The organism is Microcoleus sp. CZ3-B2, assembly GCF_036705055.1.
In the GTDB taxonomy this organism is placed as follows: Bacteria; Cyanobacteriota; Cyanobacteriia; order Cyanobacteriales; family Microcoleaceae; genus Microcoleus.
Window position 1 is genome coordinate 65235 of record NZ_JAUBTN010000008.1, and the last position, 15238, is coordinate 80472.

Annotated in this window: 13 protein-coding genes; 6 read left to right on the forward strand and 7 right to left on the reverse strand. The window is 44.1% G+C overall.

The genetic code is table 11. The annotated features are described in order from the left end of the window. The first annotated feature begins 260 nt into the window (after positions 1 to 260). Positions 261 to 1577 carry a cytochrome P450 gene (locus QUA97_RS05360; RefSeq protein WP_333193692.1) on the forward strand — a complete coding sequence of 439 codons (1317 nt, stop codon included), beginning with the start codon at positions 261 to 263 and terminating at the stop codon, positions 1575 to 1577. A gap of 94 nt (positions 1578 to 1671) precedes the next feature. On the opposite strand, the gene QUA97_RS05365 is transcribed toward QUA97_RS05360, so the two are convergent. Next, positions 1672 to 2280 (reverse strand): chorismate lyase, encoded by a 609-nt coding sequence (locus tag QUA97_RS05365; protein ID WP_194066695.1) that lies wholly within the window; start codon positions 2278 to 2280, stop codon positions 1672 to 1674. A 379-nt stretch (positions 2281 to 2659) separates the two neighbouring features. Here QUA97_RS05365 and QUA97_RS05370 point away from each other — a divergent pair, with 379 nt between their 5' ends. Next, positions 2660 to 4282, forward strand: a complete 1623-nt coding sequence (locus QUA97_RS05370) for an NAD(P)/FAD-dependent oxidoreductase (RefSeq protein ID WP_194066694.1) — start codon at positions 2660 to 2662, stop codon at positions 4280 to 4282. Positions 4283 to 4353: 71 nt separating this feature from the next. On the opposite strand, the gene QUA97_RS05375 is transcribed toward QUA97_RS05370, so the two are convergent. Continuing rightward, entirely contained in the window at positions 4354 to 4905 is a 552-nt protein-coding gene (locus tag QUA97_RS05375; protein ID WP_194066693.1) for a 1,2-dihydroxy-3-keto-5-methylthiopentene dioxygenase, read from the reverse strand. Between the two features lie 412 nt (positions 4906 to 5317). Between QUA97_RS05375 and QUA97_RS05380 the strand changes: the two genes are divergently transcribed. The 4 genes from QUA97_RS05380 to QUA97_RS05395 all read left to right on the forward strand — a co-directional run bounded on the left by QUA97_RS05380 (position 5318) and on the right by QUA97_RS05395 (position 10198). Continuing rightward, a complete protein-coding gene (locus QUA97_RS05380) occupies positions 5318 to 6283 on the forward strand; it encodes a M48 family metallopeptidase (protein ID WP_194066714.1) in 966 nt (321 codons plus the stop codon). A gap of 399 nt (positions 6284 to 6682) precedes the next feature. After that, entirely contained in the window at positions 6683 to 7108 is a 426-nt protein-coding gene (locus tag QUA97_RS05385; RefSeq protein WP_194066692.1) for a DUF4359 domain-containing protein, read from the forward strand. 327 nt (positions 7109 to 7435) lie between these two features. Beyond that, on the forward strand, positions 7436 to 7993 hold the full coding sequence (locus QUA97_RS05390; protein WP_228049839.1) for a TerD family protein: 558 nt from the start codon (positions 7436 to 7438) through the stop codon (positions 7991 to 7993). A 240-nt stretch (positions 7994 to 8233) separates the two neighbouring features. After that, a complete protein-coding gene (locus QUA97_RS05395) occupies positions 8234 to 10198 on the forward strand; it encodes a TerD family protein (protein WP_333193705.1) in 1965 nt (654 codons plus the stop codon). 280 nt (positions 10199 to 10478) lie between these two features. Here QUA97_RS05395 and hpsP read toward each other — a convergent pair whose 3' ends face one another. The 5 genes from hpsP to hpsN all read right to left on the reverse strand — a co-directional run bounded on the left by hpsP (position 10479) and on the right by hpsN (position 14937). After that, positions 10479 to 11714: a hormogonium polysaccharide biosynthesis glycosyltransferase HpsP gene (gene hpsP / locus QUA97_RS05400; RefSeq protein ID WP_333193707.1), complete on the reverse strand. Its 1236-nt coding sequence runs from the start codon at positions 11712 to 11714 to the stop codon at positions 10479 to 10481. 47 nt (positions 11715 to 11761) lie between these two features. Beyond that, the gene (locus QUA97_RS05405) at positions 11762 to 11941 is read right to left on the reverse strand and encodes a hypothetical protein (protein WP_194008849.1); all 180 of its coding nucleotides are present in this window, start codon (positions 11939 to 11941) and stop codon (positions 11762 to 11764) included. Continuing rightward, positions 11938 to 12285 (reverse strand): hypothetical protein, encoded by a 348-nt coding sequence (locus tag QUA97_RS05410; RefSeq protein WP_194066688.1) that lies wholly within the window; start codon positions 12283 to 12285, stop codon positions 11938 to 11940. Before QUA97_RS05410 ends, QUA97_RS05405 begins: the two co-directional genes overlap by 4 nt. A gap of 350 nt (positions 12286 to 12635) precedes the next feature. Then, the gene (gene hpsO, locus QUA97_RS05415; RefSeq protein ID WP_333193711.1) at positions 12636 to 13805 is read right to left on the reverse strand and encodes a hormogonium polysaccharide biosynthesis glycosyltransferase HpsO; all 1170 of its coding nucleotides are present in this window, start codon (positions 13803 to 13805) and stop codon (positions 12636 to 12638) included. A gap of 157 nt (positions 13806 to 13962) precedes the next feature. Next, positions 13963 to 14937 carry a hormogonium polysaccharide biosynthesis glycosyltransferase HpsN gene (gene hpsN, locus QUA97_RS05420; RefSeq protein WP_333193714.1) on the reverse strand — a complete coding sequence of 325 codons (975 nt, stop codon included), beginning with the start codon at positions 14935 to 14937 and terminating at the stop codon, positions 13963 to 13965. Positions 14938 to 15238 lie beyond the last annotated feature (301 nt).

The window sequence follows — 15238 nt, forward strand, 5'->3', positions numbered from 1 at the left end:
AGTAGGGTGCGTCAGTGGTCAAACCACAATTTTTTGTACTAACCTGAAGACTGACGCACCCTACAGGCTACAAACAGTTTAGTAGGGTGCGTCAGTGGTCAAACCACAATTTTTTGTACTAACCTGAAGACTGACGCACCCTACAGGCTACAAACAGATCGGAGTTATTTTACCAGGAATTTATGCGGTGGGTACTCCCCACCCTACAACTAAAATTGATACAATCTTAACAATCTCAAATCTCAAATCTCAAATCTCAAATGGCATTACCTCCAGGCAGTTTAGGTTTACCGCTAATTGGCGATACTCTCAACTTTTTGAAAGATTCTCAGTTTGCCAAAAAACGCCACCAACAGTACGGGCCAATTTTCAAAACCAGCATCTTCGGACAACCTACCGTGTTTGTGTGCGGCCCGGAGGCGAATTTATTTGTTTTAAGCCATGAAAACCAGTATTTTGTGGTAAGTTGGCCTCCCAGCACGAAAGCGCTTTTAGGGCCGCTTTCCTTGGCGCTGCAAACGGGTTCGGAACACCAAAATCGGCGCAAGCTGCTATATCAAGCATTTCAACCGCGAGCTCTGGCCGGCTACATCGGCGGGATGGAAGATATCACGGGGCGCTACTTGCAAAGGTGGACGCAAATGAGCGAGTTTGCGTGGTATCCCGAACTGAGAAATTATACTTTTGATGTTGCTTGCAAGCTGTTAGTTGGGATTGACAATGGTTCGGAAACGGCGCTAGGACATTATTTTGAAACTTGGGGTGAGGGATTATTTTCGATTCCTTTAGATGTGCCTTGGACGAAGTTTGGGAAGGCGAAAAAAGGCAGAGATTTGCTGTTAGCAGAACTAGAAAATATTATTCGAGACAGACAGGAAGCAGCCCCCGGCGGGAGTGATGCTTTGGGTTTGCTGATTTGTGCTCGCGATGATGAGGGGAATTCTCTCAGTTTGGAGGAGTTGAAAGATCAAGTGCTGCTGCTGTTGTTTGCGGGACACGAAACTCTGACTTCGGCGATCGCCTCTTTTTGTCTTCTCGTGGCTCAAAACCCCGATGTAATGGCAAAAATTCGCGCCGAACAACAGCAGTTTCCTGCAACTGAACCGCTAACTTTGGAACAACTCAAACAAATGACTTATTTAGAGCAGGTGATGCGAGAAGTGCTGCGGTTGGTGCCGCCGGTGGGAGGCGGTTTTCGCCAGGTAATTAAGGCGTGCTCGTTCGGTGGCTACGAAATTCCCAAGGGTTGGAGCGTTTTGTATGAAATTAATCAGACGCATCAGGATAGCGCAGTTTATCCCGAACCCGATCGCTTCGATCCCGATCGATTTACAGGCGATCGATCGACAAATGCGAAACCTTTCAGCTACGTACCCTTCGGCGGCGGTTTGCGGGAATGTTTGGGCAAAGAATTTGCTCGGTTAGAGATGAAATTGTTTGCGGCGAGGATGGTTCGGGAGTGCGAATGGGAGTTGTTACCGGATCAAGATTTGAATTTAATCCCAGTACCGACTCAGCACCCGCGCGACGGTTTGCGAGTGAAATTTTGGCAAACAACTATGAATCTGAAGGATTAAACCACAGAGGACGCAGAGAACGCAGAGGAAGAGAACAGAGAGATCGATAATTCTGATATTTTATCTAACAGGGTTCTCGAAGAGCGATCGCATTTTATGAATCAACATCCAAGTGCATGGGCCCCAAATACTTAGTTAAATAAGGTGAAAACACCTCATAAATCAGAGTCAGCGGCTTCCCGTGATGCCAAAACAAATAGTGTCGCCCCCAAAAAGGCCCCGATTGTTCAAAAGCAGACTCCAAAACCGCCGAATCACCGAGATAAATGCCTTGCACGTCGCGATACAATTCTGTCCGCAGCCGCGCTAAACTTGCCCAAATGGGCAAAGATTTATTATGTAAATATTCATCTACGTGACTCGCTTCCCACCAGGAAGTCGCGTAGGCGAGGCGCTGTCCCGAAGCTGTTCGCAGCCACACTTGGCGGCGGAGGCGGGGCCCGGGCACCGCGATAATTTGCTGGGGTGCGCCGTCTGCATCGTCACCCACCAAGGACATATCGATTACGTCTACTTCTGTGGGTTCCCCTGTCAGCAGTTGCAGGTGACGGGTGGGGGAACCGTCGCCCAGGAGCAGTATTTGCCATGCCGGCGCTAGCTTAGTGTGGGGTAAACCCTTCTGTACAGCGTCTTCTGCTCCTTCCCACAGGGGGTTGAGAGCGTGCCAGGTGCGGTTGTTTTTGAATGTGAATGTTGCAGTCAAGGGTATTTACAAAACTTAATTTTTTGTTTATTATAGCGCTTCTGCAATTATCCAATCAAAGTCAAAAGTCAAAAATCTACTGGCGATCGCCCGTAGGATGTCCAGTCAAATAGTTATAATAAAATTCGCGATCGCACTCCGACTCTCATAACCGGGTTTGGGACGAAAAAAACGCTTTTTAGCTACCCGTGCACAATTCCAAAATACTTTTATTCGACTGATTTTATTCAATTTTCAACTGACAATTGACAACGTATAGGGCCCGCACGCACCATCCACCGCCCCTACCAACTGACAACGTATAGGGCCCGCACGCACCATCCACCGCCCCAACTGACAACTGACAACTGACAACTGACAACTGACAACTGACTACTATATGTTACGAATAACCGAAATCAAACTTCCCTTAGATCATCCTGAAAGTGCGATCGCCGACAGCATTCTCAAAAAGCTGCAAATCCCCCCCGAAGAATTGCTCAGCTATACCATCTTCAAGCGCAGCTACGATGCTCGCAAAAAAGCAGAAATCGTCCTTGTTTATATTGTGGATGTGGAAACGACACAGGAAAAACAACATCTGCAACGCCTCAAAAAAGACCCTCATGTCACGGTAACACCAGACATGAATTATCGCTATGTAGCCGAAGCCCCCAGCAATTTGACCGTTCCCCGCCCCATTGTGATCGGTACGGGGCCCTGCGGTATCTTTGCAGGCTTGATGCTGGCACAAATGGGATTTCGCCCGATCCTTTTAGAACGCGGCAAAGCAGTGCGCGATCGCACAGTTGACACCTTTGGATTTTGGCAGAAAAAAACCGAATTCAACCCAGAATCTAACGCTCAGTTTGGCGAAGGTGGCGCAGGTACTTTTTCCGATGGTAAACTATACAGCCAAGTTAAAGATACCCAGCATTACGGGCGCAAGGTGCTGACGGAACTTGTGAATGCGGGAGCTTCACCGGAAATTTTATATATCAACAAACCGCATATTGGCACTTTTAAACTGGTAGGAATTGTCCAAAGTATGCGGGCAAAAATTGAATCGTTAGGCGGAGAAATTCGTTTTCAAACTCGTGTAGAAGATATCCATATCGAAAATGGCAAAGTGCAGGGAATTACCACCGCCAGCGGAGAATATATTGCGAGTAATTATATAGTATTGGCGGTGGGACACAGCGCCCGCGATACTTTTGAAATGTTGTTTTCGCGGGGTGTTTACATCGAGGCTAAACCTTTTTCTATTGGTTTTCGGGTGGAACATCCGCAGCAGTTAATCGATCGCTGTCGTTTTGGCGATCGCGCGGCCCACAAACTTTTGGGTGCCGCCGATTACAAACTGGTGCACCATTGCCAAAATGGCCGTTCTGTTTACAGTTTCTGTATGTGTCCCGGTGGTTTGGTAGTGGCTGCTGCGTCGGAACCGGGGCGACTTGTCACTAACGGGATGAGTCAATATTCTCGCAACGAACGCAATGCTAACAGCGGGATTGTGGTGGGTATCACGCCGGAAGATTATCCCGGTCATCCTTTGGCGGGAATTGAATTTCAGCGTCGCCTAGAAGAACGGGCATTTGAGTTAGGAGGAGGTACTTACAACGCCCCAGGGCAGCTTGTAGGAGATTTTTTAGCGAATCGCCCTTCGATCGCCCTAGGAAGCGTGCAGCCTTCTTATACGCCGGGGGTTGTGATGACTGATTTGAGCGAAAGTTTGCCGGATTTTGCGATCGCAGCCATCCGCGAAGCGCTTCCGGCTTTTGACAAACAGATCAAAGGATTTGCGATGGATGATGCGGTTTTAACTGGGGTGGAAACGCGCACTTCTTCGCCGATTCGGATTAAGCGCAGGGAAGATTATCAGAGTTTGAATACAGAAGGCCTTTATCCTGCTGGGGAAGGTGCGGGATATGCGGGTGGAATTCTGTCGGCGGGGATTGATGGGATTAAGGTGGCGGAGGCGGTTGCTTTGAGTATATTGCGATCTTCAAATCACCAAATTTGAGGCTGGATTTGAGGATTTTTAGATGATTTGAGGATAGCCGTCAACCGTCAACCGTCAACTGTCAACTCTGTTCAAACAGTAGCTAAGCGCGATCGAATTTCCGTATCGGTATACTCGGGCGTCCAGCCTTCTGTGGTGGTAAAATAGCGCACTGCTTTAATTTTCCGGGCCGCAGTCAAATAAAACCAATGTTCTGTATTCGCCGGTACGTTGATAAATTCTTCTGGCTGCACAGTGAGTTCGACTTGGCTACCGTCGGGCCGCACGAAGCCAAAAATGCCCTCGCCTGCTACGATATAACGCACTTCATCGTCAGCGTGGATGTGGCACTTGTTGAATTTCGACAGCATGGTGTCGATGTTGGGAATGTCTGGGTGCAGTACGATTAAGTCTCGCGACTGATAGCCTGCGGTTTCCTTGAGTTGCTGAAAGTAGCCGTCGAGGGCTTGCAGGATTTGTTCTTTTTGATTGTCGTCAAGAGTATCTTTCGCTAGCAATTCCAGAATTTCTGGGTTGTCGCCCGCGGGCCAGCGGTTGAGTTGAATGTTTAAAGGCGCGAGTTCGCGCGCAATATCGCTTAATTGATTGTAGGTTGTACCGTTTTCAAGTTGCAGGATAGCCATTTTTGCAGGTTCCAATTGTTGAGTAAGGCGATAAGTCGAAGGAAGAAGTCATTAGTCCAACGTCATGTTTTGCTGTCGCCTCGGAGCTTTCCGTACAACGTCATCAGTCCGATGTCCGTCGGAAGAAGACATACACAGTAAGCTTGTTAGCGATCCATATTTTACGTTTAATCAGGTGGATTTACTTACACAGGCACTTTGCAAGATGTTTGTCGATCGCCCTTGTAGCAGAAAAACAATTTTAACGCTAATTTTAGGATTTGTGGGTGTTCGCAAGTTTGGTCGATCGACTCAACACAATTTTCCAATTAATTTGTCAGTATTTAATCAGAACCCCAAAACAGTCAGGTGTCCGTCTGTACCGCCAGCGGTTCAGTATACTGATTTTATTCATGTAATTTTTGCAACAACCATGCCTACTTATACTGGAATTTCTAGCGAAGCATTTCAGCATCCCCTCGATCGCCAAGCCGAAGAAGCGTTACGCAGCGTACCTGGATTTGACTTAATTGCCAGCAAATTTGTAGAATTTATCTACGAACGACCGCAATTCGTTTACTTAATGGGAAATAGCATTCAAGTCGGGCCGCGCCAGTATGCCAGCATTTATCACATATTTCGGGAGTGTGTGCAGGATTTAGATGTTTTTCCAGAACCGGGTTTGTTTGTTTCTCAAAATCCCGCCGTTAACAGCTACGCCCTAGGAAAAAACCAGCCTTATATAGTGTTAAATACGGGTCTTTTAGACTTATTGGACGAGGCAGAAATCAAGGCAGTGCTAGCTCACGAGTTGGGACACATCAAATGTGGTCATCCAATTTTAAATCAAATGGCGATGTGGGCGATGAGCGTCGCCTCGACCATTGGCGAGATGACTTTCGGGCTGGGAAATATGGTCGGAAGCGGTTTAATTTACGCTTTTTATGAGTGGCGGCGCAAGGCGGAATTGTCAGCAGACAGGGCGGCTTTGTTAGTAACTGATGATTTGAATAGCGTGATGAAGACGATGATGAAACTTGCGGGAGTGAGCAGTAAATATGCTGACCAATGCAGTTTGCAAGAATTTATCCGCCAGTCTGATAACTATCAAGAGCTCGATCGCGACAATCTCAATCAAGTGTATAAATTTTTACTGTACAACGGCGGTCAAGGCGTGATGCTGAGTCACCCTTTCCCGGTGGAACGCCTGCGGTATTTGCGAGATTGGGCCGCTTCGGAGGAATACCGCCAAATCAAGCTGGGAAACTACAAGCGGGCTGTGGCTGAGGGTGCGGTTGATGTGAAGTCCCAAACATCTAACAGCGAGACGGAGGCTTTGCGCCGTCAGATTGAAGAATTGCAGCGGGAGATCGATCGACAAAAATCAAAGCGAAACTAAATCTAGGGCGTGCGGGCGTACCTTACCGCGATTATTCGCGCCCTCAACCACTGTTTGCGTAGGGTGTGCTTAGCAAGCACCGGTTGACGGGGTGTCCCACGGCCCATTGTGTACCGATTTACCGATTGGTACACAATGGGCACGCTACAAGAGCCTACAAGAGCCTAACTGAAAATTTACCGGATTTGGGCGAGAAAGTAGAGTAGAAGGAAGTTAAACTGCGGATATCCCATCGGGCTAGATCCAAATTATATTTGAGTGGGAGCCTCCCGATCGCGATCGCTGGCACTCGCAACTAATCTCCAATCTACAAACTGTCCTCTTTTTTCTGAAATTTGTTTCTGAGAACGTGTAGTTTAAATTTAGAGAAGCTTATAACTCAATGGAGCTAAGAAAAAAATGATTATTGATAAACCAATGAATACTCACAAACCAACTTCTAATTTTTTCGGTAATGTCGGAAAAGTGGCGATCGCCCTAACCGTGTTAGCCGCCGGTATGGCATTTACAAATCCTCCTAGAGACAAATATTTAACTTATGCTTCCGGCGTACTCCAAACCGAGTTGGAAACCACTGTGTGTAAGGACTCTCGCGTGCCTCAAGCGTTGAGCGGCGTTGCAGAGGCGTTGATCGGCAGTTGCAAAAATTTGCTAACTTCGCAACGGAGCTCGATCGAACACTTGCTCGACAATACAACGGAACGTCAGAACTTAGGCGTTGTCAGCATTTACAAAACTCAAGTGGGCCAAAAAACCTATCCAACCGTTGCAGCTTTCGGTAATTTTGTCACCCTGCCACCTAGTTCTGAAAATGCTCAAAATTAGGATTAAATTAAGTTCAATTCTCAAAACCGGGTTTTCTAGAAAACCCGGTTTTTACTTGCGTAATTATATCTAAGTATAGCCTTTTTCAGAAAGATGAGGTACTATGTGGCATAGGCCAAACCGACCAAACCGGGCATAGGGTATAGCTCACTTTTTTGATAACCGCTCTAATTTTCAATAAATTCCTAGACAGCAAGCAGGTATTTTTCATCGATCCCGCTATCAAACGCCAAATATTAAATTTTAATAAAAATCATAAATCGTGATGTCATTTTAATATAAAATGAACAGTATAAAGTTTTATTATTTACCAATAAGTATATAGCCATGCAATTAAGTAAGGGTGAAAGATTTAATATCTCTCAAGAAGCGCCGGATTTGAAAAAAATGGCGATCGCCCTCGGTTGGCAGGTGACAGAGGCAGGACAAAGCTACGAGATTGATGTCTCAGCATTTATGCTAGGTTCTGACGGTAAAATACCTAACGATAATTATTTTATATTTTACAATAACCTGCAATCCTCTGACGGTTCGGTACTGCAAACAATTCCTGACAACAACCAAGGCAAAGAAAATAAGACTATTTATGGCGTTATCTTAGAAAGAGTTAATCCTGAAATAGTCGAAATAACTTTTGTTGTCACTATTCACGAAGCACAGAAAATTAATGCAAAATTTAGCAATGTCACAAAGAGTTTTATCAAAATTTGCAATTTGGATACGGGAAGCGAACTTGCTCGGTATGAATTAGAAAATAATTTTTCCCTAGAGACTGCTGTAGAATTTGGTCGCTTGTATCGCAAAAATGGAGAGTGGAGATTTCAGGCGGTAGGAGAAGGATATCAAGCTGGATTAAAGAGTTTTGTTGACAAGTATTGTAGCTGAAATAGCAATAACATTGCTCCGATTAAGGGAGACTAGGGGCGAGCGGCTGTAACCCAAGTTAATTGAATTATATGTTAGTAAATCTTCGTAAATCTGGCTACAAAAAGCACATATTTTTAATCTAGCCTGCTATCAGACGCAAGTTAATATTAAGTCTTATTAAAAACAAAAAGTTGTGAGACCAATTTATATTAAAGTGAGCGATATCAATTTTTATCTTTTATAAATAAGCAGATGGCAATGCAATTAAGTAAGGGTGAAAGATTTAATATCTCTCAAGAAGCGCCGGATTTGAAAAAAATGGCGATCGCCCTCGGTTGGCAGTTGACAGAGGCAGGACAAAGCTACGAGATTGATGTCTCAGCATTTATGCTAGGTTCTGACGGTAAAGTGCCTAACGATAAATATTTTATATTTTACAATAATCTGCAATCCTGTGACGGTTCGCTACTGCAATCGATTCCTGCAAAAAACAACCCAAGTCAAAAAAATAAGACTATTTACGGCTTGATATTAGAAAAAGTTAATCCTGAAATTGAGGAAATAACTTTTGCTGTCACCATTCACGAAGCAGATAAAATTAAGGGAGATTTTAGTAATATCACAAATGCTTTTATCAAAATTTGCAATGTGGATACGGGAACCGAACTTGCTCGGTATAAATTAAAAGAGAATTTTTCGCGAGAAACTGCTGTAGAATTCGGGCGCTTGTACAGAAAGAATGGAGATTGGAGATTTCAGGCGGTAGGAGAAGGATATCAAGCTGGATTGCAGAGTTTTGTTGACAAGTATTGTAGCAAAAATAGCAATAACACTGCTCCAATTACTAACGAGTTGGCACCGGAAATGGCAGCCGATGATTTGCAGTTGCCGGCTTGGGAGTTGGAAGTGGAGTCAGAAGCGGCAGCTTCCGGGGAGACGGAAAGCCCGCCGCGATCGCAAATTAACCATCAAGTTAATTCCCGAAACCGCAAAATACCGCTAGCTTTAGCAGCAAGTTTAGGGGTTTTGGTGCTGGGGACTGGTGCAGTCGCGCTCACCTTTATGCGATCGGGAAATGAAACGCTGAAGCAATCAAAAATACTAACCGTTGAAACGCAGAATGCAGCGCAAGCAACCGATATCAACCTACTCAGAAGTTTCGATAAACGACTTAAAGAAACGATCGCGAATTTAGAAAAAATTCCCAACTTCCCCGGCTTGGGATATCAACAGGCGAGAATTGATTTGCTGACGTTAGGCCCGAATTTGGTTGCTGTCGAGCAAAATTTACAGGCTGCAGAAAGTCTAGAAAAAGCTCAAAAGTTGGCGCTGGAAGCTGCTGTGCTCGTGCAAAAACCGCCTCATCCAATCGAAGTTTGGCATCAGTCGCAGGGTAAATGGCAACAGGCGATCGGGCTTTTAGAAGCGATCGAATCGCGTACACCTATCTATAATTTAGCTCAAAATAAGTTATCTAATTACCGAAAAAATCTCGCTGTTATCAGTCAAAGACTGGCGATCGCTCAAAAAGCCACCAACTTCAGCAACCAAGGTTCTTTAAAAATTCAAAAGGGAGATGTTCCTGGGGCGATCGCCCATTTTACTCAAGCTTTAGGGCTGAATGCCAACATACCCCAAGCTTATCTCGGATTGGGAATTGCTAGCTCACAACAGGGAAACAAGCAGCAGGCAATTTACAATTACGATCGAGCGCTGCAATTCAATCCTAACCTGGCAGAAGCTTATTTTGGTCGAGGTCAAGCATACTATGAATTGGGAAATAACCAACAGGCGATCGGGAATTACGAACAAGCTATTCGCGTCAATCCTGATTATGGTTTGGCTTATTTGGAACGAGGCGCTATTCGCTGTATGCTGGGAACAAAATCGCAAGCCGTCGCAGATTTCGATCGAGCGGGCGAACTTTTTTCTAAGCAGGGAGACGGCAAGAATTACCAATTAGCAAAAAGCATGATTAATGAGTGTCAAGAACCGACTGCACCGGCTGTAATCTGCGATTATCGAAGGAATATCGACTCCTTGGGCCGACGCTGCGGTGGATCTGTTAATGTTCCGATTATAATTAGAAGAAAATCTGCGATCGCTCCTTCCAACTCTAACTCGACTCAGATTGACAGCAATAGCAGCAAGCCCAAAATCTCGCCAATAGATTCTGATAGCAGCAGCACCAGAACTCGCAGCAGGAGAAGAAGTAAAAGGTAAACATCTGTTGCATTAGTTAATATAGCAACCGCCAAGACGGTTAGGACGTTGTTAATAGCTAAAACGATTTATTTTATTGCTTCTTCCTTCTTCCCTCTTCCTGATGACGTTGGACGTTCGATGGGGAGGACAGCACTAATGACTAATGACTAATGACTAATGACTTCTTCCCTCTTCCTTCTTCCTTCTTCCTTATTCCGACGGACATCGGACTTACATCCGTTACATCCGTTACATAATCCGCTGCCGAACTTCCTTCTTCCTTCTTCCTTCTTCCTTCTTATATAGATGACAAAATGTGCTGGTAAGCATCGATGGTTTGTCGGGCGAGATTTTCCCAGTTATAATACTTTTTAGCATACTCCATGCCATTCAATCCCCTGCGCTGCCGTTCCTGTGGGTTCAGAAGTGCTGATTTAATTGAATTGGCGATCGCCCCTACATCCAAAGGAGCAACCCAGCCCGCCTCTGCTTGCTCGATGTCTTCGGAAATCTGTACGCGATCGGAAATAGCCACAGGTACACCAGCAGCCATCGCTTCTGCAACAGCAATGCCAAAGTTTTCGTAATAAGAAGGTAACACAAATAAGTCAGCCTTTCTCAACAGTGCAACTTTGGCATCACCGCTAACAAAACCCGTGATTGTGGTAAACTTTCCTAAACTTAAATTTTGTATTTGTTGTTTAATTCTTGTTTCATAATCTGCATCTTGGGGATTGGAACCTGCTAAAATAAAATTAAACTTTATGCCATCCGCTAAAATATTTTCTAGAGCAGGAATCAGCAAATCTAATCCTTTTTTGGGTTCGATTCGCGACATAAATAATACGACTGGTACTTGAATACTTCGCAATAAATCAGAATAAAAAGCTGCTTTCACCCCCAAGGGAATCACCAAATCTTGTGGAAAACATTTTTGTGAAATAGCAATATTATTTGCATTATTTGGTAACACAAAATCTTGTGACATAGCTATCTCACTTGGCCCGGTCAAACCAAATCTTTCTGAGATTGTCGCTTCTCGCTTGCTAGTGAAGTGAATCGCAGCAGCACCTGCTAAATTAGGACGTTCTAAAAGTGCAGCATAAATCTGTTTTAAGCACTTTTTTTTCTCCAAATCTGCCGGATCGAGCATACCACAGGGACGAATAATATACGGTAACTGGCGATTTCTAGCAATTCTAGCAGCAAAAGTAGTTACTGGCGAGAACAAAGCGTGAATGTGAGCGAGGTCAAATTGCCTTAAATTTTGATTGAACCACTGCAATAACGAGAGTGAAAACTTATATCTGCGGAAGGGATAACAGCGGAAATAAATAATCTGATAACCGTTTTGTTTGATTGGTTGATTTAACGGCACATCTAAGGGAGATTGACCGATATCTCCATTAGAATCTGTGGTGATAATTGTGACATCAACGCCTTGGGAAGCTAGGGCGGCAGAAAGTTCCAATACCATGTGACTCGGGCCGCCGTAGACGAGGGAAATTGAGGGAATAATTTGGATAATTCGCATGGAGGATCGTTTTTTAAATCAATATACCAACCTCTCCAATGACAAATTTAATTATCTGGAAAAGGCTGACCATGTAGCTGTTGAGCTTCCTCTCTCTTTGTTGCTTTTATCTGGGTATTGTGAGATATTTGCTTGGAAAATTCATACATTTCACTGGCTTTGGCTTCAGTGGCTTTGACAATTTCAAGAATTTCTAGGAGTAGGCTTTCATCGGGTAATTTTTTCATGGCAATGCCTCTAATTTTTCAATTACTTGTTCGATCATAATTTTAACTTCTGGAGCCATATGTAGCAAGGCTGCTAAATAATCTCCGGCTTTTTGAACATCTTCGTCGGGAACACCAGTCAGCAATATATTGCTCACAATGTTCTCTGCTTGTAAGCGAGTACCTGCTACGCAGAATTGAAAATTACTGATCGAAGAAAAGTATTGCATCAGTATTTCATTTTCAGGAAACAGAGACATTGCTGTTCTAAGTGCAAAAAGTCCCTGGGTTGCTTGGCGCTCGGTATCGTTCAGTACCTGGTAGAGTTCGTTAACCAAAGGTCGTATGTCGGAAGGAATAGACATTTACCACAGTTTTTATTTGACAATCATATTATACTGCTAATTAGAAGTCATTAGTCATTAGTCATTAGTCATTAGTTATTTGTTATTTGTTATTTGTTATTGGTAACAACTGGCAACTGACAACTGACAACTGACAACTGCTTTCCGTACAACGTCCAACGTCCAACGTCCAACGTCCAGCGTCCAACGTCATAAGTGCTGTCGCCTTCGAGCTTTCCGTACAACGTCATCAGGAAGAAGGCTTGAGTTATCGTTGCTATAGCAGGAATAATACATATACATCTAGCTTCAGCGCGACTGGATCTGTATTTTACGTTTAATTAGGTGGATTTGCTTAAAAGTTACGATCGCTAGGAAAATTCTTTGTAAAAATCTAATAACTGTTCAGCTAAGGCTTTATTTGTATAATGGCTCATCGCTCTATGATAACCCCGATCGCCCAAATCAGCAGCAAACTTCCGCCGCTCCATCAATTGCTGCAAACAATCTCGCAAAATCCCCGCATTTCCCTCCGGGAAGACTAACCCTGCAGATCCGATGACGTGGGGAATTTCCCCGCAATCGGAACCAATAACGGGAATTTTACAAGCCATCGCTTCAATTAAAACATGGCCGAATTGTTCTTTCCAACCCACAGTAGTTAAAGTTTTGAATTTATAGCTCGTTTGCGATGGCAATACCAAACAGTTCATTAAGTTAATATAGGGGGGGATTCTTTCGTGAGAAACGCTTTCTACCCAGATTATGCGATCGCTGATTCCCCATTCTCTAGATTTTTTTGCGAGATACGCCTGCAATTTTCCTTGTCCTACTAACAGCCACTTCCAAGAGCTTTTTTTCAACCCTGCCAAGGCTTCAGCCAAAGTCAACAATCCTTTTTCTTCGACAAATCGCCCTACAAATCCTACCACAAAATCGGTCGGTTCAATGCCTAATTCTTTGGATAAATCAGCGTTTTTACCAGTCGGTAGAAATAAAGTTTCATCTACTCCGAGTTGCGGCATTACTTTCACCGCACCTTGATAGCCTCGATCGCGCAAAATTTTCGCTCCGTCTAGGTTCCCTGCAATAATTCCGTCGGTGTGATTGAGATTGTAATTTTCTAATAATGAAACGGGCCAGTTTAATTTATACGGCAGATTCCACCAGGTAAATAATATATTTTTTGCTTGCAATTTTAGCAATTTATTTAGTAAAATTAGCTGAGCGCAGGCTAGGGACTTTGAACCTTGTTCGACTTGGATAATCTGCGGTCTAAATTCTTGTAATATTTTAATTAAATCTGGGCCAAATGTTAGTAATCCTTGATTGTTTTGGCTGTAATTGGAGAGGGGAACTACTTTAAATGAACCTTGTTGACAGAATCCGGTTTTAATGATTTTATTTTGTAGGCCTCCAGGTTTCCAGAGTCGCGGCACTATAACTGTTACTTGAATATCGGGTTCTAGGTTGGCTAATATTTTGAATTTTTCGCGATTAATCTCAACTATATATGTGTGACTGGCGACCAGAATTCTCATTTATTGGGAATGGGGAATGGAGAATGGGGAATGGGGAATTGGGAATAATAATTACAGTCACGGACATAGAAACCGGGTTTTTTACGAAAATACTGCATTTGGGCCTTTCATACTGGTGAAAAACCCGGTTTCTGGGTTCCCATGCGTAAGTCATAAATTATTTAGCGTTAATGTTATCTTGATGGGTGTAAATTTGTCCGTCGTTCCAGAGGGACTGAATTAATGTCTTGATGGCGCTAATCAAGCCGAGGAGATAAAAAGTAAGTCTCAGGAATATTTTAAGAGGCGATCGGCTTTTATGGCAAGGCGGATTTCCCAAAACTTGGCAGTCAAAGAGTTTGGCGAAAAATTGCAGGCATTGAAAGGCTGTTAAATTTTTCAATCCCATGAGGAAGTGGTTGTGATAAAATGTGATTTGATATTCGATCGATCGCGTACTGACATCGTGACATCCGCCGCTCTCCTCCCCCAAGTGAACTAAACAGGCATCGGGATCGTACCAAATTTTCATGTTAGTCGATCGCAATCTCAAACAAAAATCCGACTCCTCTCGCACAGCACTCCCCGCAAACCGCTCATCAAAAGTCAAACCCCACTCAGCAAAAATCCGCCTGCGAAACGACATATTGCAGCCTCTAGCCGAGAGCACCTGCTGCGGTTGTACCGTATGCACCAAATCGATAAAATACCAAGCAACGGCTGCATCCATCGCTTCTGGAGGCAAATATTCGATCGCCAAACCGCTGATAGAATTATCCAGTTTCATTCTGTCAAAAACCCTGCCCGCCACACATCCCACATCAGGTTTTTCTAAATAATTGCCAGCGTGAGCCGCCAAAAAACCATCTGGCAATTGTACATCATCATCAATAAATAAAATAACTTCTCCAACAGCGCGCCGCACTCCATAATTTCGAGCACCTGGTAAACTCGCCCAATCTACCCGAAACCACCTAATTTTTCCCGCATTTGCCAATTCGTTCAAATAAACTTGAGTTTCCAATTCATGGGTGCGAGTTTGATCGATTACCAGCACTTCAAAATTATCGTAATTTTGCCGGATAGCGTCAGCCAGTGTCTCTCGCAAAGGTTGCTCGCGATTGTAGGTAGGTATCACAACAGAAATCATCATGGCACTTGCCGCCAAAATATTCAATTTGAAACTTGAGATTTGAGATTTGAAGAAGAAGGAAGAAGGAAGAAGGAATATCAAAGCAGGATCAGAAATTAGTTTTAAACCAAGAGACTGAATCTCTATAATTTTCCCTCTTCCCTCGGACCTCTTCCCTCGGACCTCTTCCCTCGGACTGATGATGTTGTACGGAAAGCTCGGAGGCGACAGCACTTATGACGTTGGACGCTGGACGTTGGACGTTGGACGTTGTACGGAAAGCAGTTGTCAGTTGTCAGTTGTCAGTTGCCAGTTGTTACCA

Bases quoted from the DNA above. Each gene is read 5' to 3' on its own strand.
- hpsO (WP_333193711.1), bottom strand. From the start codon at position 13,805: ATGAGAATTCTGGTCGCCAGTCACACATATATAGTTGAGATTAATCGC.
- QUA97_RS05395 (WP_333193705.1), top strand. From the start codon at position 8,234: ATGCAATTAAGTAAGGGTGAAAGATTTAATATCTCTCAAGAAGCGCCG.
- QUA97_RS05405 (WP_194008849.1), bottom strand. From the start codon at position 11,941: ATGAAAAAATTACCCGATGAAAGCCTACTCCTAGAAATTCTTGAAATT.
- hpsN (WP_333193714.1), bottom strand. From the start codon at position 14,937: ATGATGATTTCTGTTGTGATACCTACCTACAATCGCGAGCAACCTTTG.
- QUA97_RS05385 (WP_194066692.1), top strand. From the start codon at position 6,683: ATGATTATTGATAAACCAATGAATACTCACAAACCAACTTCTAATTTT.
- QUA97_RS05380 (WP_194066714.1), top strand. From the start codon at position 5,318: ATGCCTACTTATACTGGAATTTCTAGCGAAGCATTTCAGCATCCCCTC.
- QUA97_RS05375 (WP_194066693.1), bottom strand. From the start codon at position 4,905: ATGGCTATCCTGCAACTTGAAAACGGTACAACCTACAATCAATTAAGC.
- QUA97_RS05360 (WP_333193692.1), top strand. From the start codon at position 261: ATGGCATTACCTCCAGGCAGTTTAGGTTTACCGCTAATTGGCGATACT.
- hpsP (WP_333193707.1), bottom strand. From the start codon at position 11,714: ATGCGAATTATCCAAATTATTCCCTCAATTTCCCTCGTCTACGGCGGC.
- QUA97_RS05410 (WP_194066688.1), bottom strand. From the start codon at position 12,285: ATGTCTATTCCTTCCGACATACGACCTTTGGTTAACGAACTCTACCAG.
- QUA97_RS05390 (WP_228049839.1), top strand. From the start codon at position 7,436: ATGCAATTAAGTAAGGGTGAAAGATTTAATATCTCTCAAGAAGCGCCG.
- QUA97_RS05370 (WP_194066694.1), top strand. From the start codon at position 2,660: ATGTTACGAATAACCGAAATCAAACTTCCCTTAGATCATCCTGAAAGT.